Origin of the sequence: Stappia indica, assembly GCF_001696535.1 — a bacterium.
GTDB lineage: Bacteria > Pseudomonadota > Alphaproteobacteria > Rhizobiales > Stappiaceae > Stappia > Stappia indica.
Genome location: NZ_MBQE01000002.1, coordinates 15,224 through 41,365 on the forward strand (window position 1 = coordinate 15,224; position 26,142 = coordinate 41,365).

20 protein-coding genes are annotated in these 26,142 nt (G+C 65.4%); 9 read left to right on the forward strand and 11 right to left on the reverse strand.

What is annotated here, in order from left to right; genetic code table 11:
* The first annotated feature begins 27 nt into the window (after positions 1 to 27).
* A complete protein-coding gene (locus BBX35_RS08085; protein WP_067219862.1) occupies positions 28 to 1,410 on the forward strand; it encodes an alpha,alpha-trehalose-phosphate synthase (UDP-forming) in 1,383 nt (460 codons plus the stop codon).
* A gap of 64 nt (positions 1,411 to 1,474) precedes the next feature.
* Here BBX35_RS08085 and hppD read toward each other — a convergent pair whose 3' ends face one another.
* Positions 1,475 to 2,587, reverse strand: a complete 1,113-nt coding sequence (hppD, locus tag BBX35_RS08090) for a 4-hydroxyphenylpyruvate dioxygenase (protein ID WP_067218446.1) — start codon at positions 2,585 to 2,587, stop codon at positions 1,475 to 1,477.
* A gap of 129 nt (positions 2,588 to 2,716) precedes the next feature.
* On the opposite strand from hppD, the gene BBX35_RS08095 reads away from it, so the two are divergent.
* The 8 genes from BBX35_RS08095 (at position 2,717) to BBX35_RS08130 (ending at position 12,513) form a co-directional block, all read left to right on the forward strand.
* Positions 2,717 to 3,181: an Lrp/AsnC family transcriptional regulator gene (locus BBX35_RS08095; RefSeq protein ID WP_067218447.1), complete on the forward strand. Its 465-nt coding sequence runs from the start codon at positions 2,717 to 2,719 to the stop codon at positions 3,179 to 3,181.
* Between the two features lie 127 nt (positions 3,182 to 3,308).
* Entirely contained in the window at positions 3,309 to 4,079 is a 771-nt protein-coding gene (locus tag BBX35_RS08100; protein ID WP_067218450.1) for a tellurite resistance TerB family protein, read from the forward strand.
* A gap of 105 nt (positions 4,080 to 4,184) precedes the next feature.
* Positions 4,185 to 5,792 (forward strand): GMC family oxidoreductase, encoded by a 1,608-nt coding sequence (locus BBX35_RS08105; protein ID WP_067218452.1) that lies wholly within the window; start codon positions 4,185 to 4,187, stop codon positions 5,790 to 5,792.
* A 76-nt stretch (positions 5,793 to 5,868) separates the two neighbouring features.
* A complete protein-coding gene (locus BBX35_RS08110; RefSeq protein WP_067218455.1) occupies positions 5,869 to 7,671 on the forward strand; it encodes a sensor histidine kinase in 1,803 nt (600 codons plus the stop codon).
* A gap of 49 nt (positions 7,672 to 7,720) precedes the next feature.
* Positions 7,721 to 9,076, forward strand: a complete 1,356-nt coding sequence (locus BBX35_RS08115; RefSeq protein ID WP_067218457.1) for a sigma-54-dependent transcriptional regulator — start codon at positions 7,721 to 7,723, stop codon at positions 9,074 to 9,076.
* 241 nt (positions 9,077 to 9,317) lie between these two features.
* Positions 9,318 to 10,319: a DctP family TRAP transporter solute-binding subunit gene (locus BBX35_RS08120; RefSeq protein WP_067218459.1), complete on the forward strand. Its 1,002-nt coding sequence runs from the start codon at positions 9,318 to 9,320 to the stop codon at positions 10,317 to 10,319.
* Positions 10,320 to 10,478: 159 nt separating this feature from the next.
* Positions 10,479 to 11,099 carry a TRAP transporter small permease gene (locus BBX35_RS08125; protein WP_067218462.1) on the forward strand — a complete coding sequence of 207 codons (621 nt, stop codon included), beginning with the start codon at positions 10,479 to 10,481 and terminating at the stop codon, positions 11,097 to 11,099.
* A gap of 7 nt (positions 11,100 to 11,106) precedes the next feature.
* On the forward strand, positions 11,107 to 12,513 hold the full coding sequence (locus BBX35_RS08130) for a TRAP transporter large permease (RefSeq protein ID WP_067218463.1): 1,407 nt from the start codon (positions 11,107 to 11,109) through the stop codon (positions 12,511 to 12,513).
* A gap of 99 nt (positions 12,514 to 12,612) precedes the next feature.
* On the opposite strand, the gene BBX35_RS08135 is transcribed toward BBX35_RS08130, so the two are convergent.
* From BBX35_RS08135 to BBX35_RS08180, 10 genes are all read right to left on the reverse strand, one after another.
* Positions 12,613 to 12,894, reverse strand: a complete 282-nt coding sequence (locus BBX35_RS08135) for an SCP2 sterol-binding domain-containing protein (RefSeq protein ID WP_067218466.1) — start codon at positions 12,892 to 12,894, stop codon at positions 12,613 to 12,615.
* Between the two features lie 106 nt (positions 12,895 to 13,000).
* Positions 13,001 to 14,800, reverse strand: coding sequence for an IlvD/Edd family dehydratase (locus tag BBX35_RS08140; RefSeq protein ID WP_067218468.1), 1,800 nt, complete (start codon positions 14,798 to 14,800; stop codon positions 13,001 to 13,003).
* 66 nt (positions 14,801 to 14,866) lie between these two features.
* Positions 14,867 to 17,125 carry a heavy metal translocating P-type ATPase gene (locus BBX35_RS08145; protein WP_083206131.1) on the reverse strand — a complete coding sequence of 753 codons (2,259 nt, stop codon included), beginning with the start codon at positions 17,123 to 17,125 and terminating at the stop codon, positions 14,867 to 14,869.
* Positions 17,126 to 17,238: 113 nt separating this feature from the next.
* Entirely contained in the window at positions 17,239 to 18,255 is a 1,017-nt protein-coding gene (locus BBX35_RS08150) for an ABC transporter ATP-binding protein (RefSeq protein WP_067219866.1), read from the reverse strand.
* Positions 18,256 to 18,263: 8 nt separating this feature from the next.
* Entirely contained in the window at positions 18,264 to 19,250 is a 987-nt protein-coding gene (locus BBX35_RS08155) for an ABC transporter ATP-binding protein (RefSeq protein WP_067218470.1), read from the reverse strand.
* A 27-nt stretch (positions 19,251 to 19,277) separates the two neighbouring features.
* Entirely contained in the window at positions 19,278 to 20,237 is a 960-nt protein-coding gene (locus BBX35_RS08160; RefSeq protein WP_067219869.1) for an ABC transporter permease, read from the reverse strand.
* 9 nt (positions 20,238 to 20,246) lie between these two features.
* On the reverse strand, positions 20,247 to 21,224 hold the full coding sequence (locus BBX35_RS08165; RefSeq protein WP_067218473.1) for an ABC transporter permease: 978 nt from the start codon (positions 21,222 to 21,224) through the stop codon (positions 20,247 to 20,249).
* 146 nt (positions 21,225 to 21,370) lie between these two features.
* Positions 21,371 to 22,954 carry an ABC transporter substrate-binding protein gene (locus BBX35_RS08170; RefSeq protein WP_067218475.1) on the reverse strand — a complete coding sequence of 528 codons (1,584 nt, stop codon included), beginning with the start codon at positions 22,952 to 22,954 and terminating at the stop codon, positions 21,371 to 21,373.
* Positions 22,955 to 23,241: 287 nt separating this feature from the next.
* Complete coding sequence (gene argE / locus BBX35_RS08175; RefSeq protein WP_067218477.1) at positions 23,242 to 24,402, reverse strand: acetylornithine deacetylase; 1,161 nt, start codon at positions 24,400 to 24,402, stop codon at positions 23,242 to 23,244.
* Positions 24,403 to 24,419: 17 nt separating this feature from the next.
* Complete coding sequence (locus BBX35_RS08180) at positions 24,420 to 26,123, reverse strand: adenylate/guanylate cyclase domain-containing protein (RefSeq protein WP_067218480.1); 1,704 nt, start codon at positions 26,121 to 26,123, stop codon at positions 24,420 to 24,422.
* Between the last annotated feature and the right edge of the window lie 19 nt (positions 26,124 to 26,142).

Sequence of the window (26,142 nt, forward strand, 5' to 3'; positions counted from 1 at the left end):
GTGCGGACACACAACCCGGAGGAATCCATGTCCAGACTTGTCGTCGTCTCCAATCGTGTCGGACCGCTCAAGGATACGGGGCGGGCGGGCGGTCTGGCGGTGGCGCTGGTCGATGCCCTCACCGAGACGGGCGGGCTCTGGTTCGGCTGGAGCGGGGACGTTTCCGAGGAAGGCACTTTCGGCAACCTCAAGCAGGGCGGCGGCACCCGCAAGGTTGCGATGGCGACGGTCGACATGACCCAGGCCGACTATGACGAGTTCTATGCCGGTTATGCCAATCGCACCCTCTGGCCGGTGCTGCACTACCGGCTGGATCTGGCGGATTTCGACCGGCGGTTCGAAGAGGGATATCGGCGGGTCAACGAGCGCTTCGCGACGCGTTTGCGCCCGCTGCTACAGGCCGACGATATCATCTGGGTGCATGACTATCATTTCCTCGGCTTCGCGGCGGAACTGCGGGCGATGGAAGTGGGCAATCCGATCGGCTTCTTCCTGCACATCCCGTTCCCGGCGCCAGAGGTGCTTGCCGGCCTGCCGAATGCCGAGCGGCTGGTGCGGCGCATGCTTGCCTATGATGTGGTCGGGTTCCAGACGCGCCGGGATGCCGCGAATTTCCGGCGGTTCGCGGTGGAGGAACTGGGCGCGGTGGAGCGCGACGGCGACAAGCTCGACATCGCCGGAGGCACCGTGGTCGCGCGGGCCTTTCCCATCGGGATCGACGCAGCAGGGTTCGCCCGTCAGGCGACGACGCCGGAGGCGCGCCGCAACATGGCGCGGACCGAGAAGCTGCTGGTTGGACGGCAACAGATCATCGGCGTCGACCGCATCGACTACTCGAAAGGGCTGCCGGAGCGCTTCCGCGCGTTCGGCCGTCTTCTGGAGGATTATCCGGAGAACCGGGGCAGTGTGAGCCTGATGCAGGTGGCCCCGCCCTCGCGTGCCGAACTGGATGCCTATGCCGAGATCCGGCGCGAATTGGAGGAACTGTCGGGCAACATCAACGGGCGCTTCGCCGATCTCGACTGGACGCCGATCCGCTACATGACCCGCTCCTTTACCCGGCGGGCGCTGGCCGGGCTTTATCGCGCCAGTCGGGTGGCGCTGGTCACACCGCTTCGCGACGGCATGAACCTGGTCGCCAAGGAGTATGTCGCCGCTCAGCGGGCGGAGGACCCGGGCGTCGTGGTGCTGTCGCGCTTTGCCGGAGCGGCCGAGGACATGCCGGAAGCGCTGATCGTCAACCCGCACTCGGCGGAAGGTGTGGCCTCCAGCCTTCAGACTGCGCTCAACATGCCGCTCGACGAGCGCCGGTCACGCTGGCAGGCGATCTTCGACCGCATTTGCAAGAACGATGCAGCCGCGTGGGCGACCTCGTTCCTCGACACCCTGCGCAGCCGGGCGACAAACTGACTGCAACGAAAAAGGGGAGCGGCCGGGCCGCTCCCCTTTCGTTTCGATCAGTCCGGCCGGACGTTTATTCGGCGGCGTCGGCCTTGATCACGCCGCGGCGGATCTGGTCTTCCTCGATGGACTCGAAGAGCGCGCGGAAGTTGCCCTCGCCGAAGCCTTCGTCACCCTTGCGCTGAATGAACTCGAAGAAGATCGGTCCGATGACGGTCTTGGAGAAGATCTGCAGCAGGATCTTGGTCATGCCGCCGTTCACCACGCCTTCGCCGTCGATCAGGATGCCGTGCTTCTTCATCCGCTCGATCGGCTCGTCGTGGCCCTGCACGCGCTCGCGGGACATCTCGTAATAGGTGTCCGGCGGGCCGGGCATGAACTTCAGCCCGTTGTCCGACAGACGGTCGGTGGCGTCGTAGATGTCGTCCGTGCCGACCGCGATGTGCTGGATGCCTTCGCCCTTGTACTTGCGAAGGTACTCGGCGATCTGGCTGGTGTCGTCCTTCGACTCGTTCAGCGGGATGCGGATCTTGCCGCAGGGCGAGGTGATCGCCCGGCTGACGAGGCCGGTGATGCGGCCGTCGATGTCGAAGAAGTGGATCTGCTTGAACCCGAACAGGTCGCGGTAGAAGTCCCACCACTTGTCCATGTTGCCGCGATAGACATTGTGGGTCAGGTGATCGAGATAATAGAAGCCGACGCCCGCCGGGCGCGGATCGCGGTCGCCGAGCCACTCGAACTCGTCGTCGTAGGCCGAGCCCTTGGCGCCGTAGGTCTCGACGAAATAGAGCAGCGAGCCGCCGATGCCCACAATAGCGGGAACGTCGAGCGCCTTGTCGTCGCCGTCATAGGGCGTCGCTCCCATCTTCACAGCATGCTCGAAGGCATGGCGGGCATCGACCACGCGCCAGGCCATTGAGGGCGCGCAGGGGCCGTGCTCCTCGACAAAGCGCATCGCGTGCGAGCCCGGCTCGGCATTCAGCACGTAGGTGATATCGCCCTGCCGATAGAGGGTGATCGCCTTGGTCTTGTGCCTGGCGACGGGCACATAGCCCATGCGGCGGAACAGGGCGTCGAGCTTTTCCGGCTCGGGATGGGAAAACTCGACGAACTCGAAGCCGTCCGTGCCGGCGGGGTTGCTCTCGTCGATCTTCGCGGGCGGTGCGTCGTGCGGAAACGGTCCCATGCTGTCCTCCTCTGGAAAGCCAAACTTCGCACAGTATGCGCCCGATGCGATGCAAGGTGCGTGCATTCTGGGTGGATCTTGGGATATCAATGCATGAAACGTGCATATATATCCCGGAGCGCGCACAAGATGACGGAACTCGACCCCTTCGACATTCGCCTGCTCGCAAGCCTGCAGCATGATGCCGCAGTCACAAACCAGCAGCTCGGCGAGCGGATCGGCCTCTCGGCGTCACAGGTTTCCCGGCGGCGCCAGCGGCTCGAGGAGGCTGGCGTCATCCGTCGATATCGGGCCGATATCGATGCTGGAGCCGTCGGCTTCAGCGTCGTTGCCTTTGTCGGTGTCGCGCTCAACGCCCATAGCCGGCAGAACGCCCGTCGTTTCCGCGATCTCGTGCGGGCCTTGCCCGAGGTTCAGGAGGCGCATGTGCTGACCGGCGACATGGACTACATGCTGAAGGTGGCGGTGGCAGATCTGGCGGCGCTGTCCCGCTTCATCAACGACGAGCTGTTGCCGCACGATGCGGTGCGCAACGTCCGCTCTTCCATCGCGATGGAGACGCTGAAGGACGACAACCGCCTGCCTTTTGCCTGAGGCTTTTGCCTGACGGTGGCGCCCGGCGCTTGCGGTCGCGAGTTTCTGTTCCCATCTCCAGACGAGACTACGCTCCGGGCAGGACCCGGACTGCCGCCAATCATCAAGGGACCGGAGACAGACAACGATGTTCGATGCACGCAAGCTGCTTGAGGAATTCATGGGCCAGAAGAGTGGTTCCTCCGGGGGCGCCGGCAGAGCCGGCGCAGGTGGCGGCGCGGGCGATCTCCTGGCGCGGGGGCAGGAATATCTGCGCTCCTCCGGCTCGGGCGGCCTTGCCGGCGGCGCGCTTGCCGGCGGTCTTGCGGGCTTGTTGCTCGGCACCAAGGGCGGCCGCAAGATCGGCAAGAAGGCGCTGACCTATGGCGGCATGGCGCTGGTCGCCGGTCTCGCCTACAAGGCCTACCGCGACTACAGCAGCGGCGGCAGCGCGTCCACGCCTGCACAGAGCGCGCCGGAGGCTGCCTCTTCGCCGGCGCCGGTTCTGCCTCCTCCGTCCGATTCCCCGTTTTCTCCGGCGCAGCAGCCGGGCGGCGAGGAACAATTCGCACTCGTGCTGCTGACCGCGATGATCTCGGCCGCAAAGGCCGACGGCCATATCGATGCGGACGAGCAGCGCAAGATCTTCGACAAGCTGGATACGCTCGCTATCGACAGCGAGGCCAAGGCCTTCGTGATGGACGAGCTGCGGGCACCGCTCGACATCGACCGCGTGGTGAAAGGGGCGAAAAGCCCCGAGGCGGCACTCGAGGTCTATGCGGCTTCGCGCCTCGCCATCGACCCGGATCACCCCGCGGAGCGTGCCTATCTGCAGATGCTGGCGGCCCGCCTCGGACTGGAGCCCGGCCTTGCCGAGGAGGTCGATCGCGCGGTCGCAGAGGCGGAAGCTTCCCTCTGACATGGCCGGCGCCCGGCCGGTCCGGGCGCCGGACTTTCCCTCCTTGCCATTGCCGGCGGCAGCGGGCATCGTTCCGCTCCACGCGGGCCAGGGCAGGGAGGAACCATGCGCGACCTGGGGGAATGGGATTACGTGATCGTCGGTGCGGGTTCGGCCGGCTGTGTGCTGGCGAACCGCCTTTCGGCCGATCCGCAGGTGAAGGTTCTGCTGCTCGAGGCCGGCGGCAAGGACGACTACGTCTGGATCCACATTCCCGTCGGCTACCTCTATTGCATGGGCAATCCCCGGACCGACTGGGGCTTCAAGACTGCTCCGGAGCCTGGCCTCAACGGGCGCTCCCTGTCCTATCCGCGCGGCCGTGTGCTTGGCGGCTGCTCGGCCATCAACGGCATGATCTACATGCGCGGCCAGGCGCGCGACTATGACGGCTGGCGCCAGATGGGGCTGGAGGGCTGGGGCTGGGACGACGTCCTGCCGTTGTTCCGCCGCGCCGAGGACCACTACGAGCTTTCCGACGACATGCACGGCCGGGGCGGCGAGTGCCGCGTGGAGCAGCAGCGCCTGTCCTGGGATATCCTCGATGCGGTGCGCGATGCCTGCGAGGAAGTCGGGATCCCGAAGATCGACGACTTCAACCGGGGCGACAATTTCGGCTCGTCCTATTTCCAGGTGACGCAGCGCGGCGGTGTGCGCTGGACGGCCGCAAAGGGCTTCCTGAAGCCTGTTGCGAACCGCCAGAACCTGAAGGTCGTCACCGGAGCGCAGGTGACCCGGCTCACTGTCTCCGACGGGCGGGTGAGCGGCGTTGAGCTGCGTGTCGACGGTGCACCCGCGCAGGCGAGGGTCGCCGGCGAGCTGGTGCTGTCGGCCGGCGCCATCGGGTCTCCGCAGATCCTCGAACTGTCGGGTATCGGCGACCCCGAACTCCTCGCGCGCCAGGGCATCGACGTGGTCGGAGAAAGCCGGCAGGTCGGGCGCAATCTCCAGGACCACCTGCAGATCCGCACGATCTTCAAGGTCAGCGGCGCTGTCACGCTGAACCAGCTGGCTTCGAACCTGTTCGGCAAGGCGAAGATCGCCATGGAATACGCGCTGTCGCGTTCCGGGCCGATGTCCATGGCGCCCTCGCAGCTTGGCGTCTTTGCCAAGTCGGATCCGGCGTTCGAGACTGCGAATATCGAGTATCACGTGCAGCCGCTGTCGCTCGACAAGTTCGGCGAACCGCTGCACTCCTTCCCCGCAATCACCTTGAGCGTGTGCAACCTGCGGCCCGAAAGCCGCGGGAGCGTGCACGTGGTGAGCCGAGACCCGCTGGCGCATCCCGAGATCCGGCCGAACTACCTGTCGACGGCCGGCGACCGGAAGGTTGCGGCCGACAGCATTCGGCTCACCCGGCGCATCATGGCGACCGATACGATGGCCCGGTTTTCGCCGGTCGAGCATTTGCCCGGCCCGCTGGTGCGCAGCGACGAGGACCTGGCGCGGGCGGCCGGAGATATCGGCACCACGATCTTTCATCCGGTCGGGACCTGCCGCATGGGGAGCGACGAGGCGTCGGTGGTCGACGCGCGGCTGCGGCTGCGCTCGGTTGCCGGCATTCGCGTCGCGGACGCCTCCGTCATGCCTGCGATCACCTCCGGCAACACCGCGGTTCCCACCATGATGATCGCCGAAAAGGCTGCGGAGATGATCCGCGCGGACCGGCGTGCCTGATCTTGCCTTCTCGCAGTTTGTACCTCGTGTTCCGGATCGCTAGGATCGGCGGGAAACGTTGGGGAAAGACACGGCCATGACATCGCTTGCAAGACAAGCCAGGCGCAACGCGCTGCATATCATGGTGCTGTGCTGCGCCTTGCCGGTCACCGTGCTGATCGGCTGGGTAACGTGGGAGACCGCCTCGCGGCTTTTCGCCGCCGAGGTGGCGACCCGGGCGCAGGCGCTTCTGTCCGTGCAGTCGGCGACGCTCGAGCGCCAGCTCGACAAGTTCCGCCTGTTGTCCCCGTTGCTGGCGCAGCGCCCCGATGTGCGGGACATCATCCTGCGCCGGGACGCGAGAGGCGGTGAGCGTGCGGCGGCGTTGGTCGCCGGCATGGCCGGAGCACAGGAAGTCCTGTTCCTCGATGCCGCCGGCGGATTGATCGCCTCCAGCCACATGTCACCTCGCAATCCCGGCAACATGCTGGAGCAGGTGCCGTTGGCGGAGGCGCAGCAGGGGCGTCTCGGTCGCGCCTACCGAAGGGGCAGCGGCAGCGAGCCGGGCAGCTATGTCTTCGCATCCGCCGTTCGTGCCGGCAGCCTCGTCATCGGCATCGTGGTCGTGCGCGTCAGTCTCGCCGAAATCGAACAGGCCTGGGCGCTGAGCCCGGCACCCATCGTCGCCATCGACGAGATGGGAGAGATCGTCGCCACCAACCGGCCGCTGTGGCGGGGGCAGAAGGCGAGCGAGAGGTTCGAGGTGCTCGGGGCAGCCGAGGTGCCGCGAACCGGGGAAGGGGCGGCGGCGGCGGCGACAGAAGCCGAGTATGTCCGTTTCAACGGGGTGAAGGGGCGTGGACCCTATCTGCGGATGGCACGTACCTTGCCCGTACTGGACTGGCAGGTCGCGGCGTTTGCCGATACGGCGGATGCCCGCTCGCAGAGCCAGAAGGTGGCGGCAATTGCCGTTCTGATCTGCCTGCTCGCAACCGTCGTCGGCTGGGTGGCGGCCGACCGGCGCGTTGCCGTGCTGCGCCGCCTGCGCGAAGACAAGATCGCCGCCTCCCGGCTGGAGCGGAAAGTGCGCCTGCGCACGCGCGATCTCTCCGAAGCGAATGCCAGGCTCGCGCGGGAGGTGAGCGAGCGCGAGGCGGCGGAGGCCGAGCTCAGGAACATGCAGGCCGACCTGGTTCAGGCGGCGAAGATGGCAACGCTCGGCCAGATGTCCGCGGCCCTCTCCCACGAGTTCAACCAGCCGCTGGCCGCGATCCGCTCGAATGCCGACAATGCCAAGCAGTTCATTGAACGCGGCATGGGAGAGCGGGTGAACGGCGCCCTCGACCGCATCATCCTGATGGTGGAAAGGATGGCGGAGATTTCGCGCGTGCTGAAGGGGTTCAGCCGCCGGGCCGGGACGGACATGCGGCCGACTGCGGTGAAGCCTGCGGTGGACGAGGCGATGATGCTGCTGTCGCCGAGGATCAAGCAGGGGCGGGGCCGGTTGACGGTCACGCATCTCGATGGACCGCTGTCCGTCGTTGGCGGCCATGTGAGGCTGGAGCAGGTGGTGCTCAACCTGGTCTCCAACGCTCTCGATGCCGTGGAGGCCCGCGACGACGGGCAGGTGGTGTTGACCACCCGCAGCGAGGCGGGACAGGCGGTGATCGAAGTGCGGGACAACGGTCCGGGGATTTCTTCCGATCTTCTGCCCAAGGTGTTCGATCCGTTCTTCACCACCAAGGAGGTGGGCAAGGGGCTGGGCCTCGGGCTTTCGATCGCCTACAAGATCGTCCACGATTTCTCGGGCAGCCTGACCGTGCGCCATGCGGAAGGCGGCGGCGCCGTCTTCACGGTCCGGCTGCCGCTGGCCGCAGGGCTGAGCGATGCAGCAGAGTGAGAGCGTGGCGCGCCCGGCGGCGCACGACGCGTGACGAGACAGGACACTGATGGACAGGGCGACGGTGCTGCTCGTCGATGACGAGCCCGATCTGCGCGAGGCGCTTGCGGAAGGGCTGGAACTGGCCGGCCACAGCGTCGACACGTTCGAGGGTGCGTCCGGAGTGTTCGGGACGCTGGGCCGGGATTTTTACGGCGTGCTGGTGACCGATATCCGCATGCCCCAGACGGACGGGTTCGATTTGATGCGCAAGGCGCTGGAGATCGATCCGGCCTTGCCGGTCATCCTCATCACCGGCCATGGCGACGTGCCTCTCGCGGTTCAGGCGATGCGGGCCGGCGCCTATGACTTCATCGAGAAACCGTTTCCGGTCAGCCGGCTGTCCACGGTCATCGAGCGGGCGCTGGAAAAGCGGCGCCTCGTTCTGGAGAACCGCCTGTTGCGCGAGCAGCTTGCCAGCAGGACGGGACTGGAGGGGCGGCTGGTCGGCCGCTCTGCCGCCATGGAGCGGTTGCGCGGGCTCGTCGGGGCGCTGGCCGGCACGGATGCCGATGTTCTGATCATCGGCGAGACCGGGGCGGGCAAGGAAGTGGTCGCGCGGGCCCTGCACGAGGAAGGACATCGCCGCGAAGGGCCTTTCGTTGCGCTCAACTGCGGCGGACTGCCGGCGGAAATCATCGAGTCCGAGCTGTTCGGACACGAGAAGGGGGCATTCACCGGGGCGGCAAGCCAGCGTATCGGCAAGCTGGAACACGCTCACGGCGGCACCGTCTTCCTCGACGAGATCGAGTCCATGCCGCTCGACCTCCAGGTCAAGCTGCTGAGGGTCATCGAGACGCGCACGATCGAGCGGCTCGGCTCCAACCGGTCCATCCCGCTGGATCTGCGCTTCCTCGCCGCGACCAAGGACGATCTGGAGGTCGCCGGCAATGCCGGGCGGTTCCGCAAGGACCTGTTCTACCGGCTGAATGTCGTGACGGTCGAGATCCCGCCGCTCAGGGCGCGAAAGGAAGATATTCCTTTGCTGTTCCACCACCTGACGCGCGAGGCACGGGCCCGCTATCGGCGCGAAATCCCCGATGTGACGCCGGCTTTCGTCAGCGAGCTGATGGCGCGCGATTGGCCCGGCAACGTCCGGGAGCTGCGCAATGTTGCAGACCGTTTCGTGCTTGGACTGGAGCGGCCGGGCGGCGCTGGTTCCTCCGCCAATGCAGCCGAGACGACAGTGCTGTCGGAACGCGTCGCCGCCTATGAGCGGGCGGTGATTGCCGAGGAGCTTGCCAAGAATGGCGGAAGCCTCAAGGCGACCTACGAGGGTCTCGGCCTGTCGCGCAAGGCGCTGTATGAGAAAATTCGCAAGTACGGCCTCGACCGCACGGCCACGGACGGCGAATTGCCCGGCTGAACGGTCGGGCGATGTGTCGAGATCGACACATCTTGTGTGAATGATGTGTCGGTTCCTGCACATTTTGATCGCATGGCCGGGCGTATATGATCCTCCCTTGCCCGCAATTCGGGCGATCTGCCCGGCTCTCAGGCATCTGGCACGCATGTTGCTAATTTGAGAGCGCGAATAAGCCGACGCTTCTTGTCGGATCAACTGGCCGCGCGTCCTGGTGCGGCAAAACATGTCTGGGAGGACATCCATGAAAAAGTTCGCAACGGCTGCGGTCGCAGCCGCATGCCTTACCTTCGCCGCTCCGGCTCTCGCCGATTGCGACGACGGCGAGATGGTCATCAAGTTCAGCCACGTGGTTGCGGGCTCCGGCCATCCGAAGGGCGATGCCGCGACGCTGCTCGCCAAGCGCGTCAACGAGGAGATGAACGGCAAGGCCTGCATGCAGGTTTTCCCGAACTCGCAGCTCTTCGACGATGACAAGGTGATGGAAGCCCTGCTGCTCGGCGACGTGCAGCTCGCGGCGCCGTCCCTGTCGAAGTTCGAGGCCTATACGCTGAAGTATCGCCTTTTCGACCTGCCGTTCCTGTTCAACGACCTGTCGTCGATCGACCGCTTCGCAGCGAGCGAGCCCGGCAAGGAGCTGCTGAACTCCATGACCGATGTCGGCTTCGTCGGCCTCGGCTACTGGAGCTCGGGCATGAAGCAGTTCTCGGCCAACAAGCCGCTGCTGCTGCCGACCGACGCTGCCGGCCTGAAGTTCCGCATCCAGACGTCCGACGTCGCCGAGGCGATGATCGCGGCCATGGGCGCCAACGCCCAGAAGCTCGCCTTCAAGGAAGTCTATGGCGCGCTGCAGACCGGTGTCGTGGACGGTCAGGAGAACTCCTGGTCCAACATCTACACCCAGAAGTTCTTCGAGGTGCAGGACGGCATCACCGAGACGAACCATCAGCTGCTGGCCTACCTGCTCGTCACGTCCGACGAGTGGCTGAACGGTCTTGAGCCCGATGTGCGCGACCAGTTCCTGACGATCGTCAACGAGGTGACGACGTCCGCCAATGCGGCCGTTGCCGGTCAGGAAGCCGAAAACCGCCAGAAGATCCTGGATGCAGGCAGCGAGATCCGGGTGCTGACCCCGGAGCAGCGCAAGGCCTGGGTCGATGCCATGAAGCCGGTCTGGGACAAGTTCCGCGGTGATATCGGTGAGGACCTGATCGAGGCTGCCCAGGCCGCCAACAGCCCGAGCTGACATTGATCCGGACCGCCCGCGGACCCATGGGTTCGCGGGCGGTTTGGCCTGACGGATCGCTCCTGGCAACCGCGCAGAACGAGGGCCTCTTGGCCCCTTGCGCCGGCCTGCGGCTTTCCGGAATTCGTTCCCGACAAAACAGAGACATTGGGGGAAGCGATGCAACGCGTCGACAACTGGATCACGCGCTTCGAGGAGAACGTGATCGCGCTTCTGCTCGCGGCGATGACCATCGTGACCTTCACTCAGGTGGTTGCCCGCTACGGCTTCAACTCCGGCTGGACCGGAGCACTCGAACTCACCCGTATCCTCTTCGCCTGGCTGATCCTGTTCGGCATGAGCTACGGGGTGAAGATGGGCACGCATCTGGGTGTCGATGCGATCATTCGCCTGTTCCCGGCACCGATCTTCCGCATCCTGGCGATCTTCGGCGCGCTTTGCGGTGTGGCCTATGCGGTCATCCTGCTGCATTCCGACTGGCTGCAGTGGTTCGGCATCAGCACCCGCGGCGGCGCCATCGACTACTGGTCGCGCATGTATCGGATCGGCATCGGCCTCGACGACCTGCGCTATCCGGAGCTGGTGCAGGAGACGTTCGGCACCCAGGAACGCGTGCAGCGCTGGATCGCCTATCTGATCCTTCCCGTGGGACTGGCCCTCTTCGCATTCCGCTGCGCCCAGGCGGCCTGGCAGATCTTCACCGGCAAGCGCGAGATGATGATCGCAGCGCACGAAGCGGAAGAGCTTGTCGCCGAAAACAAAAACGTGCTGAAGGACTGATCCCGCCATGGAAGCCGGTGTTCTCTTCATCATGGTGCTCGGGCTGCTGTTCCTCGGCGTCCCGATCGCGATCGCGCTGGGCCTGTCCAGCGTCCTGACGATCGCCTTCTTCTCCCAGGACTCCATGTCCTCGGTGGCTCTGCAGCTGTTCACGGCTTCGCAGAACTACACGCTGCTGGCGATTCCCTTCTTCATTCTCGCCTCGGCCTTCATGTCGACGGGCGGTGTCGCCCGGCGCATCATTCGCTTCGCCATCGCCTGCGTCGGTCACCTTCGCGGCGGCATGGCGATCGCGGCGGTGTTCTCGTGCATGCTCTTCGCGGCGCTGTCCGGCTCCTCGCCGGCGACGGTGGTCGCGATCGGCACCATCGCCATCGCCGGCATGCGGCAGGTCGGCTACACCAAGGAATTCGCGGCCGGCGTCATCGCCAATGCGGGCACGCTCGGCATCCTCATCCCGCCGTCCATCGTGATGGTGGTCTATGCGGCTGCGACCGACGTGTCCGTAGGCCGCATGTTCCTGGCCGGCGTCATTCCGGGCCTTGTGGCCGGCTTCCTGCTGATGGCCGCGATCTATGTGAACGCGCGCATCAAGAACATGCCCAAGCAGCCGTTCGGCGGCCTGGGCGAGGTCGCCTCGGCGGCCGGCGAGGCGGGCTTCGGCCTGCTGCTGATCGTCATCATTCTCGGCGGCATCTACGGCGGCATCTTCACGCCGACGGAAGCAGCTGCGGTCGCTGCGGTCTATTCGTTCCTGATCGCGATCTTCATCTATCGCGACATGGGCCCGCTCAAGGGCGTGCCGATGCGCAAGGATGGCGAGGCGCTGGGGGCGGCGATCCTGCGGAACGTCTGGTTGACCGTGGTCTATTTCCTGCCCGGTTGCGTTCACAGCGACACGCGCAAGGTGCTGGTCGACGCGTCGAAGACGACGGTGATGCTGATGTTCATCATCGTCAACGCGCTGCTCTTCGCCCACACCCTGACGGCCGAGCGCATTCCGCAGGCGATCACCGACTGGATGATCGGCGCGGGCTTCACCTGGTTCACCTTCCTGATCGCCGTGAACATCCTGCTGCTGATCGGCGGCCAGTTCATGGAGCCGTCGGGTCTTTTGCTCATCGTTGCGCCGGTGGTGTTCCCCATCGGCATGGCGCTCGGCGTCGATCCGATCCATCTCGGCATCATCATGGTGGTGAACATGGAGATCGGCATGATCACACCGCCCATCGGCCTCAACCTGTTCGTGACATCAGGCATAACCGGCATGAGTCTCGTTCAGGTGGTGCGGGCGGCAGCACCCTTCGTGCTGATCCTGTTCATCTTCCTGATCCTGGTGACCTATGTCCCTGCGCTGTCGACCTGGCTGCCCTATTCGCTGATGGGGCCGGAGCTGGTCACCCGAACGGGCTGATCTCGAGATCAGGCAAATCCGCAACAACAAAGACCCCGGCAATGGTCCCATCGCCGGGGTCTTTCGTTTGCTCAGGGCTGCAGGTGCGAGCCTTCGCCGTCAGACGATGCTGCCGAGTTTCATCGCGACGCCCATATCGCCGGTCACCTTGATCTTGCCGGTCATGAAGGCCGTGGTCGGGTTGAGGTTGCCGGCCAGCAGATCCGCCAGATCGTCCTGCGAGATCGAGATGGTGCAGTCGGCGTCCTTGTCCTCGTTGGAGACGCTGGAGCCTTCGACATAGATGACGCCCGCATCGCCGCAGTCGAATTTCACGCTGTCGGAGATGCCGCCGCCGGCCACCTTGCCGCGCACGGCCTCGGTCAGTTGGTCCATCGTCATGTCTGTTCTCCTGTCGTCGGATCGCCTCGTTCGTCGCACACAAGCATGGTGCTTACGTAAACGTCAAGTGCTGGCGGGCGTGTGCGACGAAACAGGCGATGACGCGTCAGTGGTTGTTTCTCGGCAACCCCTTCGAGGCTGCGATATCTCGATAGGCGACCGCGGGCTTCAGGACCATGCCCTTGTCGAATTGATCGATGATGCCGCGCTGGATTTCCTGCCAGGGGGTCTGGTGATCCGGGATCGCGAATCCGCCAGAAGCCGCGAGCTCCGCCCGTCGCTGCTCCAGTTCTTCGTCCGATATCAGGATGTTCGCCGTGCAGGCCCGAAGGTCGATGCGCACGCGGTCGCCGGTCTTCAGCAGGGCGAGGCCGCCGCCGGCCGCTGCCTCGGGAGAAGCGTTGAGGATCGACGCCGAGCCGGACGTGCCGGACTGTCGCCCGTCGCCGATGCAGGGCATGGCGTGGATGCCGCGTTTGATGAGAGCGGCAGGTGGCTGCATGTTGACCACCTCCGCGCCGCCCGGATAGCCGATCGGACCGGTGCCGCGAATGAACAGCAGGCAGTTCTCGTCGATCTCCAGCTCCGGATCGTCGATGCGGTGGTGATAGTCCTCAGGCCCCTCGAAGACGATGGCGCGGCCTTCGAAAGCGTCCGGATCGTCCGGGTTGGACAGGTAGCGGTCGCGGAATTCCTTCGAGATCACGCTTGTCTTCATGATCGCGCTGTCGAAGAGGTTGCCCTTCAGGTTCAGGAAGCCCGCCTTGTCGACCAAGGGATCGCTGACCGGCCGGATGACCCGCGTATCCAGGTTCTCCGCGGCGCTGCAATTGTCGCCAAGGCTTTTGCCGTTCACGGTCAGCGCCTGCGGATGGGGCAGGCGTTCTGCCTTCATCAACTCGCCGATGACCGCAGGCACGCCTCCGGCATGGTGATAGTCCTCGCCGAGATATTCGCCGGCCGGCTGCATGTTGACGATGAGCGGAACGTCGTGGCCGAGACGCTGCCAGTCGTCGTTGTCGAGCGGCACTCCGAGATGCCGGGCGACCGCGTTGAGATGGATCGGCGCGTTGGTCGAGCCGCCGATGGCCGAATTGACGACGATGGCGTTCTCGAAGGCCTCGCGGGTCATGATGTCGGACGGCTTGAGGTCCTCCCAGACCATGTCGACAATCCTGAGACCTGTCTGGTAGGCAATCTGCGCGCGCTCACGGTAGGTGGCGGGGATGGCTGCGCCTCCCGGCAACTGCATGCCCAGAGCTTCCGCGAGCGAGTTCATCGTCGTCGCCGTGCCCATCGTGTTGCAATAGCCCACCGACGGAGCCGACGAGGCGACGAGATCCATGAAGCCGGCATAGTCGATCTCGCCGGCGGCGAGCATCTCGCGCGCCTTCCAGACGATGGTGCCGGAACCGGTCCGCTCGCCCCGGTGCCAGCCGTTGAGCATCGGCCCGACCGACAGGGCAATGGCCGGAATGTTGACGGTCGCCGCCGCCATCAGGCAGGCGGGAGTTGTCTTGTCGCAACCGATGGTCAGGACGACGCCGTCGATGGGATAGCCGTAGAGCAGCTCCACCAGACCGAGATAGGCGAGATTGCGGTCGAGCGAGGCTGTCGGCCGCTTGCCGGTCTCCTGGATCGGGTGGACGGGAAACTCGAAGCAAATGCCGCCGGCCTCGCGGATGCCTTCACGCACCCGCTTGGCCAGTTCGATGTGGTGCCGGTTGCAGGGCGAGAGATCGGACCCCGTCTGGGCGATGCCGATGATCGGCTTGCCGGACTGCAGTTCCTCCCGCGTCAGCCCGTAGTTCAGATAGCGCTCGATGTAGAGCGCCGTCATGCCGGGATCGTCGGGATTGTCGAACCAGGCGCGCGAACGAAGGCGGTTGGGGTCTCTCGCGGTCATGCTTGTCTCCGGGCCGTTGGCTGTTCTATTTGTAATACAATATAGCTCAGATCAATGGCCCTGTTGTCATTTCCGGACCTCTTTCGTGCGCCACCGCCGCAGCAGCGCCGCGTTGGTGACCACAGAGACCGATGACAGCGCCATGGCCGCTCCTGCAAGCGCCGGCGTCAGCATGCCGAGTGCGGCAAGCGGGATCCCCACCACATTGTAGATGAAGGCCCAGAAGAGATTCTGGCGGATCTTGCGAACCGTGGCGCGGGAGATGTCGATCGCATCAGCCACGAGATCCGGACGGGAGCGCATCAGGGTGATGCCGGCGGTTTCCATCGCGACTTCCGTGCCGCTGCCCATGGCAATGCCGACGCTGGCCGCCGCGAGGGCGGGTGCATCGTTGACCCCGTCGCCAACCATGGCGACGGTGCGGCCGGCGCTGGTGAGTTCGGAGACTGTCTCTGCCTTTCCTTCGGGGGCAACGCCGGCGATCACCCGGCCGATACCCGCCTCGGCGGCGACAGCCCGGGCTACGGCTTCCGTATCGCCGGTGAGCATGACCGTCTCGATATCCATGGCGGCAAGGCGCTGCAGGGCGACAGGCGTTTCGTCGCGCAGCGTGTCCGCCATCGCGATCACGCCGACGGCCCGGCCGGCGACGGCAATGCCGGCACAGGTCTTCCCCTGAGCCTCGAACTCACGGAAGATCTGCTGCACGAGGAACGTGTCGATCGAATGGGTCTCGAGCAGGCGTCGATTGCCGATCAGAACCTGTTCGCCGGCGATCTCGGCCACGATTCCCTGGCCTGCGATGGCGCGGAAACTTGCCGGACGAGAGAGATCCAGGCCGCGCTCGCGTGCCGCTGCTACGATGGCTCCCGCCAAGGGATGCTCGCTCGGCAGCTGGGCGCTCGCCGCAATCAGCAGCAGGCGATTCTGGTTGCCGTCGAAGGAGCGGATATCGGTGACGGTAGGGGCGCCGCGAGTGAGGGTGCCGGTCTTGTCAAACACCACCGTGTTCACCGAATGCGCCGTTTCCAGAGCCTCGATGTCGCGGATCAGGATGCCGGCGCGTGCCGCGGCGCCGGTTCCTGCGACGAGTGCCGTCGGCGTCGCCAGTCCGAGTGCGCAGGGGCAGGCGATCACCAGCACGGCGACTGTCGCACCGATGGCGGCATCGAGCCCGGCGCCGGAGAACCACCAGCCGGCAAAGGTGGCGAGCGCCACCAGCACCACGACGGGCACGAAGATCGCGGAGACCTTGTCCACCAGCTTCTGCACCGGTGCGCGGGAGTTTTGCGCATTTTCGACGAGGCGAATGATCGAGGCGAGCTTGCTGTCGCCTGCAACGGCCGAGACTTCGACGGTCAGGGCGCCGGAGCCGTTGATGGTTCCGCCGATGACTTCGTCGCCGACGGCTTTGGCCACCGGCATGCTCTCGCCGGTCAGCAGCGCTTCGTCCACCTCGCTCGCCCCGTCGCGCACGGTGCCGTCGACCGGCACGCGTTCGCCGGGGCGCACGAGAATGGCGTCGCCCGGAAACAGGCTTTCGACCGGCACGGTCTCGATGTCGTCGCCCGCGATCTTGTGGGCAACCTGGGGCTTCAATTCGCTCAAGGCACGGATGGCGGCCGTGGTCGTCCGCTTCGCGCGCATTTCCAGCAGTTTGCCGAACAGGATCAGCGTCAGGATGACCGAGGAGGCCTCGAAATAGAGATGGCCGGGCTCCTGCGGCCAGGCCAGCACTGTGAGGGCCAGACTGTAGCCATAGGCTGCGGTCGTGCCGAGCACGACGAGCACGTCCATGTTGGCGCCGCCGCCGGCCAGGGCCTTGAAGGCGCCCACATAAAACCGGCGTCCGACGAGAACCTGCACCAGACCGGCCAGAACGGCCTGTGCCCAGGCCGGCGGCATCAGCATCACCCCGAAGGGGGCCGCCGCCATCGAGGCGACCATCGGGGCCGACATCAGCGCAGAGAAGACCAGCAGCAGAAGCGTCCGCCGCTCGTCGCGGCGGACACGGGCGTCGGCCTCGTCCTGCCGGCGCTTTTCTTCCTGCCAGCCGGTCGAGCGCTCGCTGGCGGTATATCCGGTCGCCTCGACCGCCGAAATGATGTCCGCGGCGGACACGCTGCCATCCGTCTGGACCACGGCCGTCTCCAGCGGCAGGTTGACGGTGGCACGCAGCACGCCGGGCTTGCGGCTCAGAACCTTTTCGATGCGCGCGGAGCAGGCCGCACAGGTCATCCCGCCGATATCGAGATGGACGAGGGGCGCAGCGCCGGGCTCAGATGCCGCAAGCGAATTGCGCATGTCGGGGGCGGCTTGGGTCATCCGCTGATCTCCGTTGCAGGAGGCCTGTCCGAGGGAGGCGGACAGGTTCCGATGGTGTCGGCAACGGGTATAGGCCTTCCGGTCGCTGGAAGGTCAAGAGGGGGACGGGCCCGTCAGACCCGCCCTTCCTCCACCGCGTGACAGGCGACTTCCGCTCCGCCCATGTCCTGCAGCAAGGGCAGTTCGCGCTTGCAGCGATCATTGGCCAGAGGGCAGCGCGGATGGAACGCGCACCCGCTCGGCGGATTGATCGGATTGGGAATTTCGCCTTCCACCGGCCGGCGCGGGGTGCCCGTCATGTCGAGGTCGGGGATCGCTGCCAGCAGCATGCGCGTGTAGGGATGGCGCGGATTGCGGAACAGCTCACGACTTTCCGCCACCTCCACGAGCCGGCCGAGATACATCACGCCGATGCGCTTTGCCATGTGACGGACGACGGCGAGGTCGTGGCTGATGAACAGGTAGGTCAGCCCGAACTCGTCCTGAAGGTCGCGCATCAGGTTGAGGATCTGCGCCTGCACCGAGACGTCCAGCGCGGAGGTCGGCTCGTCGCAGACGAGGAATTCCGGCTTGGAGGCAAGGGCACGGGCAATGCAGATGCGTTGCCGCTGTCCACCCGAAAACTCGTGCGGATACTTGGCGCCGTCCCGCGGATGCAGGCGCACCAGTTCGAGAAGCTCGCCGACACGGGCGGCGATCGCCTCCTCCGAACTCTCCAGCTTGAACGCACGGATCGGCTCCGCGATGATCCGGTCGACCCGCCAGCGCGGGTTGAGGCTCGCGTAGGGATCTTGGAAGATCATCTGGATGCGCCGGCGCAGTTCGCGCATCTCCTGCCCCGACTGGCGGCGCGAGCGCATGTCGACGCCCTCGATGCGGATTTCGCCTGCGCTTGCCTCCAGCAGGCCGACGACCATCTTGGCGACCGTCGACTTGCCCGAACCGGATTCGCCGACCAGCGCGAAGGTCTCCCCCTTCGAAATGGAGAAGGAGATGTCCTGCGCGGCCTTGAGGAAGGCCTTGGGCGAGCGCTCCAGCACCCGGTTAAGCCAGGGCTTGGAGACGTCGAAGGTGCGCGAAAGCGCGCGGACCTCGACAACGGCACCGCTCTTCGCCGCGGCGTCCTGCATGACCGTGTTCATCGGCCTGCCCCTTCCGTTTCCAGCAGTTTCCAGCAGGCAGCCTGGCTTTCACCGGCGGGCATCAGCTCGGGACGTTCGATACGGCAGCGCTCCATCGTCAGCGAGCAGCGCGGGTTGAAGGCGCAGCCGGTGGGGATGGAATCGAGCCGGGGCATCGAACCGGGGATCTGGGTCAGCCGGTCGTGGTCGCCGGTGAGGGAGGGAATCGCTCCCATCAGGCCGATCGTGTACGGGTGACTCGGAGACTTGATGACATCGCGGACCGGCCCGATCTCGGCGATCCGTCCGGAATACATCACGGCCACACGGTCGGCCGTCTCGGCGATGACGCCCATGTCGTGAGTGATCAGCATCACCGCCGTGCCATGGTCGCGGCACACGCGCTGCAACAGGCGGATGATCTGCGACTGCACGGAAACGTCGAGCGCTGTTGTCGGCTCGTCCGCGATCACCAGTTCCGGTTCGGCGCACAGGGCAAGGGCGATCACGACGCGCTGGCGCATGCCGCCCGAGAACTGATGCGGATAGGCGGACAGCCGGTCTCCGGCTGCCGGAATGCCGACCTCCTCCAGCAGCGCCACTGCCCGATCCCGCGCTTCGCGTTCGGAGACCGGCAGATGGGTCATGATCGTTTCTATGATCTGGTCGCCGATGGTGAAGAGCGGATTGAGGCTGGTGAGCGGGTCCTGGAAAACCATGCCGATGCGCTTGCCGCGCAGCTTGCGCATGGCCGCCGGCGGCAGGTTGTCGATGCGCTCGCCCTTGAGGCGGATCTCGCCGCCGGCAATGCGACCCGGCGGCTCGAGCAGGCCGATCACGGCAGTACCGGTGATCGACTTGCCCGCACCGGATTCGCCGACCACGCCCAGCACTTCGCCTTCCCGCAGGTTGAACGAGATGCCGTCGATTGCCGTCAGCACGCCGCGACGGGTGGGAAATTCGACCCGCAGGTCCTTCACGGAAAGCAGGGGTTGTCTCTTCATGATCCGCTGTCTCTGTCCGTGTTCATGTCAACGCAGCTTCGGGTTCAAGGCATCGCGCAGCCAGTCGCCCAGAAGGTTCACCGCCAGCACCAGCACGGCGAGCGCACAGCCGGGGAACATCGCGATCCACCATTCGCCCGAGAACAGGAAGTCGTTGCCGATGCGAACGAGGGTGCCCAGCGACGGCTGGGTGGGTGGGATACCGACGCCGAGGAACGACAGGGTCGCCTCGGTGATGATGGCAAGGCCGAGATTGATCGTGGCGATGACCAGTACCGGCCCGATCACATTGGGCAGCACGTGCCGGATCATGATCAGGAAGGGCGGGATGCCGATCAGCCGGGCCGCCTGGACATATTCCTTGTTGCGCTCCACCAGCGTCGAGCCGCGCACCGTGCGGGCGAACTGCACCCAGAAGGACAGCGCGATGGAGAAGACGAGGATCCAGAAGGCGAAGCGTTCCCGGTCGAGGTTGCCGAAGACGGCACGGGCGACGCCGTCGACCAGCAGGGCGATCAGGATCGCCGGAAAGGTCAGCTGCACCTCGGCGACGCGCATGATCACCGCGTCGACCTTGCCGCCGACATAGCCGGCAATCAGTCCGAGCAGAACGCCGACGATAGCGGCGAAGAACACCGAAAGGAAGCCGACGGCGATGGAGATGCGGGCGCCATAAAGGATGCCCGAGAAGACGTCGCGGCCCTGGTCGTCCGTCCCGAGCAGGTAGTTCGGGTCGGAATATTCCATGCCGATCGGCGGCAGCCGCGCATCCAGAATGGAGATGCTGGCGAGGTCGAACGGATTATGCGGGGCGATCCAGGGGGCAAGTGCGGCGCCGATCAGGAACAGCAGCGTTACCACCGCGGACAGGATGGTGATCTTCGACCGCAGGAAGGAATGCATGATGTCGCTGTCGAGAATGCGCGACAGCCTGCTGCGGCCGCGCGGCTCCTGCTTGATCGCGCTCTCTTCGGTTGCGTTGGTCATCATCGCCTCCTAGTGAGCCGCACGCTCGACCCGCAGGCGCGGGTCGACGCGGAAGTAGAGCAGGTCGACGATCAGGTTGATGGTCACGAAAAGGAAGGCGATGAGCATCAGGTAAGCGGCCATGATCGGGATATCGACATTCTGCACCGACTGCAGGAACAGAAGACCCATGCCCGGCCACTGGAACACCGTTTCGGTGATGATGGCGAAGGCGATGATCGAGCCGAGCTGCAGGCCAGTGATCGTGATAACCGGCACCAGCGTGTTCTTGAGCGCATGGCGGAAGTTGATGCTGCGCTGGCGCAGGCCACGGGCGCGGGCAAACTTGATGTAGTCGGTGCGGATCACTTCCAGCATTTCCGACCGCACCAGGCGCATGATCAGCGTCATCTGGAACAGGCCGAGTGTGATGGCCGGCAGGATCAGCGCCTTGATGCCGCTCCAGGTGAGCAGGCCCGTCGACCACCAGCCCAGTTGCACCACTTCTCCGCGTCCGAAACTCGGCAGCCATTGCAAGGTCACCGCGAAAACGAAGATCAGCAGGATGCCGATGAAGAAGGTGGGCAGGGAGATGCCGATCAGGGAGATCGACAGGAACAGCTTCGACAGCACGCTGTCGCGATGCAGGCCCGTATAGACACCCATCGGGATGCCGACGAGCAAGGCGAACACGGCCGAGACGAAGGAGAGCTCCAGGGTAGCCGGCAGACGGCGCCCGATCAGCTCGGCCACAGGCTGACGGAACTGATAGGAGGTGCCGAAATCGAACTGCGCCGCCTTGGTGATGAAGCGTCCGAACTGGACGAGGATCGGATCGTTGAGACCGAGAAGCTCGCGCAGGGCTTCGCGCTGTTCCGGCGTCGTTTCGACGCCCACCATCTGATTGACGGGATCGCCGACGAAACGGAACAGGGTGAACGAGATCAAGGCCACGACGAGCATGACCAGAATGGCCTGCAGGAGGCGGCGAATTGTGAAGGCGAGCATGGGGCCTCTGCGTCAGGTGCCTCGGCTTTCGGCCGTGGTTCCGGTTTGGCTCCGGCGGATCCCTGGTGCGGTCGGGCGGGATTTACCGAGAAAAGGCTGCAGCCCGGCACGAGAGTCCGGGCTGCAGAACCGGCAGGGCGCCGGTGTTACTTCTTGACGACCCAGCGATAGTGGAACTGGTCGTCCGCACGCTGCACGACGTCGACATTCTCGGCAACACCCCAGGCCAGGGCCTGCTGGTGCAGCGGGATGTGCGACACGTCCTCATGCACGATCGTGAAGGCCTGGGCGATCAGCTCGTCGCGCTTGGTCGCATCGTTCTCGACGAGAATCTGCGCGGCCAGCTCGTCGACCTTCGGATTGCAGTAGCCGCCGAGGTTGAACGGTCCGCCCTTGCCCTTGTCGTCACGGCAGCCGGTGATGTTGTGCAGCACGTTCCAGCTGTCGAAGGACCCGGGGGTCCAGCCGAGCAGGTAGAACGAGGTGTCGTAGCCGTTCGAGGCGAGCACCTTGGCGAAGTACTGCGCCTTCGGCTGGGCGTTGAGATCCACCTTGATGCCGACGCGGGCAAGGAAGGAAGCAACCGCCTGGCAGATCGCCTCGTCGTTCACGTAGCGATCGTTCGGGCAGTCCATGCCGACGGAGAAGCCGTCTCCGTAGCCGGCCTCGGCGAGCAGAGCCTTGGAGGCTTCCGGATCATACGGGTGACGCTTGAACTCGTCCGACCGCGAATACTGGAACGGCGAGATCAGCAGGGCCGACGGGGTGGAGAGGCCGCGCATCACCTTGTCGCGGATCGCGTCCATGTCGATGGCCTGGTAGAAGGCCTTGCGGACCCGCACGTCCTTGAACGGGTTCTTGCCCTTCACGCTGGAGTAGAGCAGCTCGTCCCGCTTCTGGTCGAAGCCGAGGAAGATCGTGCGCAGCTCCGGACCGGTCAGCGCCTTGGTCTGCGGGCTGTCCTCGACGCGCTTGATGTCCTGCACCGGGATCGGGAACACCATGTCGAGCTCGCCCGACAGCAGGGCTGCGACGCGGGTCGCGTCGGATCCGATCGGCGTGAACTCGACCTTGTCGATGTTGCCGGCAACCTTGTCCCACCAGTCCTCGTTCTTCTCGAACGTGGTCTTCACACCGGGCTCATGGCTGATGAGCTTGTAGGAGCCGGTGCCGTTGGCGTGCAGGGAGGCGTAGTTCGGCGCGGTGTCGGATGCGGAGGTGACCTTCACGGCGTTGTTCGCCTCGGTCCACTCCTTGTCCATGATGTACCAGGTGTCCCACTCGTAGTGCAGGATCGGGTTGGGGCCGGTCAACACGAAGTCGACGGTATGGTCGTCGACCTTCTCGACCTTGACGTCCGCACCGATACGGGTGGTGAGATCGGAGCCTTCCGAGCGGATGCGCTCGGCGGAGAAGACCACGTCGTCGGCCGTGAAATCGTTGCCGTTGTGGAACTTCACGCCCTTGCGCAGGTAGAAGCGCCAGCGGGTCGGCTCGAGGATTTCCCAGCGCTCCGCCAGCCCGGGCTCGATCGTGAGGTCGGGAGCACGCCGGGTCAGACCCTCGTATACGTTGCCGAGCGTGCCGAGCGTGAAGGTCTCGTTCAGGGAGTAGGGGTCGAGCTGGTTCAGTGTGCCCTGGAAGGCATAGCGAAGCGTTTCTGCCGAAGCAGCCGTTCCCAGCAGCGACGAGATGAGCGCCGCCGCGGCAATTGTCGATTTGATGCGCATAGTCCCCTCATGACTTATCGTTGTCTCGGGCTCCTCCGACACCGACCGATGAGGCCGATGCCGACCCGATGTGCCGCATTTTTGCGGATCACCAGATTGCATCTAAGCAATGTCCAAAGCGACAGTCCAGCATGTGCTGGGCGCGAAGGAGGGGAATGGCGGATGTCGTAGCGGTAGGCGAAGGCATTGCCCGCACCAATCCTTGCGGAAGGCGGAAGAAGCGCCCCGCGACCATGCACGGGGCGCCTGTGGATTACCGCGTCCCGAGGCGAGGGGAAGGGGCTTCCTTAGCGGCACATGTCGGCGATGAGCCGCGAGACGAAGCTGTCCGCTGCGGCGATCTCCGATGTCTCGATGTACTCGTCGGGCTGGTGGGCCTGATCGATCGACCCGGGGCCGCAGACGACGGCGGAGATGCCGCGTTCCTGGAACTGGCCTGCCTCGGTTCCGTAGACGACCATGTGTCTCCCGTTGTCCCCGGTCAGGCGGCGGGCGAGCGCTTCGGCGGGGCCGTCATGCTCCTCGCTGAGGGCGGGAGCGTAGGCGAGTTGTTCGACGGTCACGCCAGTGTCGGGATGAATCGCGTGCATGCCCGGCTCGATCTGCGTGCGGATGAAGCCGCCCAGCCGGTCCAGCCAGGCGTCCAGCGTGTCGCCTGGAACGGTGCGAATGTCGCAGAAGAAGGAGCACGAACGCGAAACGATATTCGCTGCCGTGCCGCCCTCGATCACCCCGCAATGGAGCGTGGTGAAGGGCGGGTCCATGGCGAGCGCCGGGTCGGCGGCCGCCTGGTTCTCACGGGTCCGGTCGTCGAGCCAGGAGATGATGCGGGCGGCATGGGCGATGGCCGAGACGCCGCGGTCCCACTGGCTGGAGTGGACCGAGTGACCGCGCACGGTCACGCGGATGACCGCAGTCCCCTTGTGCGCGGTGATGACGCGCATGTTGCTGGGCTCGCCGACGACCACCATCGACGGCTTGGGACCGGACCGCAGCATCGAATCGATCATCGGCGGCGCGCCGACGCACCCCACCTCCTCGTCGTAGGACAGGGCGATGTGGATCGGCCGGGTCAGCGGTGCGGCAATCATCTGCGGCACGGCGGCGAGCGCCACTGCGGCAAAGCCTTTCATGTCGCAGGTGCCGCGCCCGTAGAGCCGGCCGCCTGCCTCACGGAGCGTGAACGGGTCGCTGCTCCAGGCCTGGCCTTCCACCGGCACCACATCCGTATGTGCGGACAGGGCGACGCCGCCGTCCTTCTGCGGGCCGATCACGGCATGCAGGGCGGCCTTGGTGCCGGTGGCGTCGGGCACGCGCTGCGAGGCGATGCCATGGCCTGCCAGATAGGTCTCGACGAAATCGATGAGATCGAGATTGCTGTTGGAGGACACCGTCGGAAAGGCAACGAGACGGGCTAGCATTTCCTGGGAAGAATACTGTCGCGACATGGAGGGAAAGACCTGGTTCAGGCGGAAGGAACGGCGGGTTGGCTCAGAGTATCGACCAGGCGGGCCGGCGGGTCGAGAGCGAAAACATCGAGCGGCTCCCGTCGCCCCCTGACCGCGATTTCGGTCCTGCCTGCCAAGTCGCAGGTGTAGCCGGCAGCCTCCAGCACGGCGCTCGACACGACGAGGCTGTGGCCAAGTTCTTTCGTCGCCGTTTCGAGGCGGCTGGCAATGTTGACGACGTCGCCGAGCGCGGTGATGCGCGCGCTGGCGCCGTTGCCGCTGACAGCGCCGATGCGTCCCAGGATGACCGGGCCGGCATGAAGGCCCATACCGACCCTGAGCGGCGCGCTGAGCTGCGGTCCGAGCTCGACATTCAGCCGTTCCATGGTCTCTGCGATGGCATTGGTCGCCGCGAGCGCGTTGCGGCAGCCGGCCTGCAATCCGTCCTTCATGCCGAAGATCGCCATGACGCCGTCGCCGATGAACTTGTCGACATAGCCGCCGCAGGCCTCGATGGCGCGGGCGGTCTCTCCGAGATAGCGGTTGAGGAGGAACACGACGTCGTAGGAAAGGCGCGTCTCGGCAAGCCCCGTGAAGTTGCGCAAGTCGATGAACAGGATCGCCGCCGGTTGCTCGACGCCCCAGTGATAAGCATCGCCGTCGGATCCCGAGACGCGCACTGCGCCGCTTGCCGGCACCAGGGGCTGGACCTTGAGGGGAGCTTCCGGCCGCACTTGGCAGGCAAGGCGGATGTCCTCGCCCGCACTGATCCGGGCGAGGACTTTGGCTTCGGTTGCGGATGGGGCGGGCAGCGTGTCCAGCCCGTCGAGAATTCGGGTGCGGCATGTCGAGCAACGGGCCCGGCCGCCGCAGACGTCGGCGTGGGGAATGCCGTTCATCTTGCTGATTTCCAGCAGGGTCGGACCGGGGGCGACCTTCACGACCCGGTCGCCCGGATAGGTGATCTCGATGGTCTGGCGCGACCGCCGGACAAGTGCCCTCAGGACAATGACGACGAGGACCAGTGCGACCAGCGCATAGAAGCCGCTGCGCAGCATTGCGACCAGCGGATCGGACCAGGCGGTCATCTCCGGGGTGAGGGGGAACGGTGTGTTCTCCGTCAGGCTCAGCCGGCGGCCCGCGTCGATCCAGCCCCAGGACGCCAATACGGGGACCAGCAAGGCGAAGGCGAACAGAAACGGCTTGAACGGTGCATAGCCCGCCTTCAGCCGCAGCCAGAAGTGCAGGCCGATCATGCCGTGCAGCCAGACCAGCAGCATCAGGACAGTCTGATTGAAGATCAGTCCGGGCCACAGAACCGTAAGCACGTTGCGATATGTGTCGTCGTAGCCGAAACGTTCCTGCAGGCCGCCGGTGCCGATGGCATGGGGCAGCAGCAGGAAGGGAATGGCAAGTCCGAGCAGGAGCTGCGCCCACTGCCAGGCGGACAGGCGCAGGCTTCGGCGGCGGGCCGTCTTCCACAGGGCGAGGGCGACATGCACCAGCAGGGCAGACAGAAGAAGGATCTCGCCGGGCGGGCTGCGCCAGACGGCCAGGAAGATCCGCCGCCCGGCTTCCATTGCCTCGATCGACCAGATGCCGAGCATGTGGTTGAGAAGGTGGCTGAACGCGAAGGTGAGCAGGACAAGGCCGCTTCCGAGCCTGAGCCGTTGCCGGATTCCCTGTCCGTCCGCGGACGCGGACGTCTTCTTCTGTGCCATCCAAGCCGCCGTCCGCTGG

Excerpts from the sequence above, each read along its gene's own strand:
- BBX35_RS08100 (WP_067218450.1), top strand. The coding sequence starts at position 3,309 with ATGTTCGATGCACGCAAGCTGCTTGAGGAATTCATGGGCCAGAAGAGT.
- BBX35_RS08145 (WP_083206131.1), bottom strand. The coding sequence starts at position 17,125 with ATGACCCAAGCCGCCCCCGACATGCGCAATTCGCTTGCGGCATCTGAG.
- BBX35_RS08115 (WP_067218457.1), top strand. The coding sequence starts at position 7,721 with ATGGACAGGGCGACGGTGCTGCTCGTCGATGACGAGCCCGATCTGCGC.
- BBX35_RS08150 (WP_067219866.1), bottom strand. The coding sequence starts at position 18,255 with ATGCAGGACGCCGCGGCGAAGAGCGGTGCCGTTGTCGAGGTCCGCGCG.
- BBX35_RS08135 (WP_067218466.1), bottom strand. The coding sequence starts at position 12,894 with ATGACGATGGACCAACTGACCGAGGCCGTGCGCGGCAAGGTGGCCGGC.
- BBX35_RS08170 (WP_067218475.1), bottom strand. The coding sequence starts at position 22,954 with ATGCGCATCAAATCGACAATTGCCGCGGCGGCGCTCATCTCGTCGCTG.
- BBX35_RS08160 (WP_067219869.1), bottom strand. The coding sequence starts at position 20,237 with ATGACCAACGCAACCGAAGAGAGCGCGATCAAGCAGGAGCCGCGCGGC.
- BBX35_RS08110 (WP_067218455.1), top strand. The coding sequence starts at position 5,869 with ATGACATCGCTTGCAAGACAAGCCAGGCGCAACGCGCTGCATATCATG.
- BBX35_RS08125 (WP_067218462.1), top strand. The coding sequence starts at position 10,479 with ATGCAACGCGTCGACAACTGGATCACGCGCTTCGAGGAGAACGTGATC.
- BBX35_RS08140 (WP_067218468.1), bottom strand. The coding sequence starts at position 14,800 with ATGACCGCGAGAGACCCCAACCGCCTTCGTTCGCGCGCCTGGTTCGAC.
- BBX35_RS08180 (WP_067218480.1), bottom strand. The coding sequence starts at position 26,123 with ATGGCACAGAAGAAGACGTCCGCGTCCGCGGACGGACAGGGAATCCGG.
- BBX35_RS08095 (WP_067218447.1), top strand. The coding sequence starts at position 2,717 with ATGACGGAACTCGACCCCTTCGACATTCGCCTGCTCGCAAGCCTGCAG.
- BBX35_RS08155 (WP_067218470.1), bottom strand. The coding sequence starts at position 19,250 with ATGAAGAGACAACCCCTGCTTTCCGTGAAGGACCTGCGGGTCGAATTT.
- BBX35_RS08120 (WP_067218459.1), top strand. The coding sequence starts at position 9,318 with ATGAAAAAGTTCGCAACGGCTGCGGTCGCAGCCGCATGCCTTACCTTC.
- hppD (WP_067218446.1), bottom strand. The coding sequence starts at position 2,587 with ATGGGACCGTTTCCGCACGACGCACCGCCCGCGAAGATCGACGAGAGC.
- BBX35_RS08105 (WP_067218452.1), top strand. The coding sequence starts at position 4,185 with ATGCGCGACCTGGGGGAATGGGATTACGTGATCGTCGGTGCGGGTTCG.
- BBX35_RS08130 (WP_067218463.1), top strand. The coding sequence starts at position 11,107 with ATGGAAGCCGGTGTTCTCTTCATCATGGTGCTCGGGCTGCTGTTCCTC.
- argE (WP_067218477.1), bottom strand. The coding sequence starts at position 24,402 with ATGTCGCGACAGTATTCTTCCCAGGAAATGCTAGCCCGTCTCGTTGCC.
- BBX35_RS08085 (WP_067219862.1), top strand. The coding sequence starts at position 28 with ATGTCCAGACTTGTCGTCGTCTCCAATCGTGTCGGACCGCTCAAGGAT.
- BBX35_RS08165 (WP_067218473.1), bottom strand. The coding sequence starts at position 21,224 with ATGCTCGCCTTCACAATTCGCCGCCTCCTGCAGGCCATTCTGGTCATG.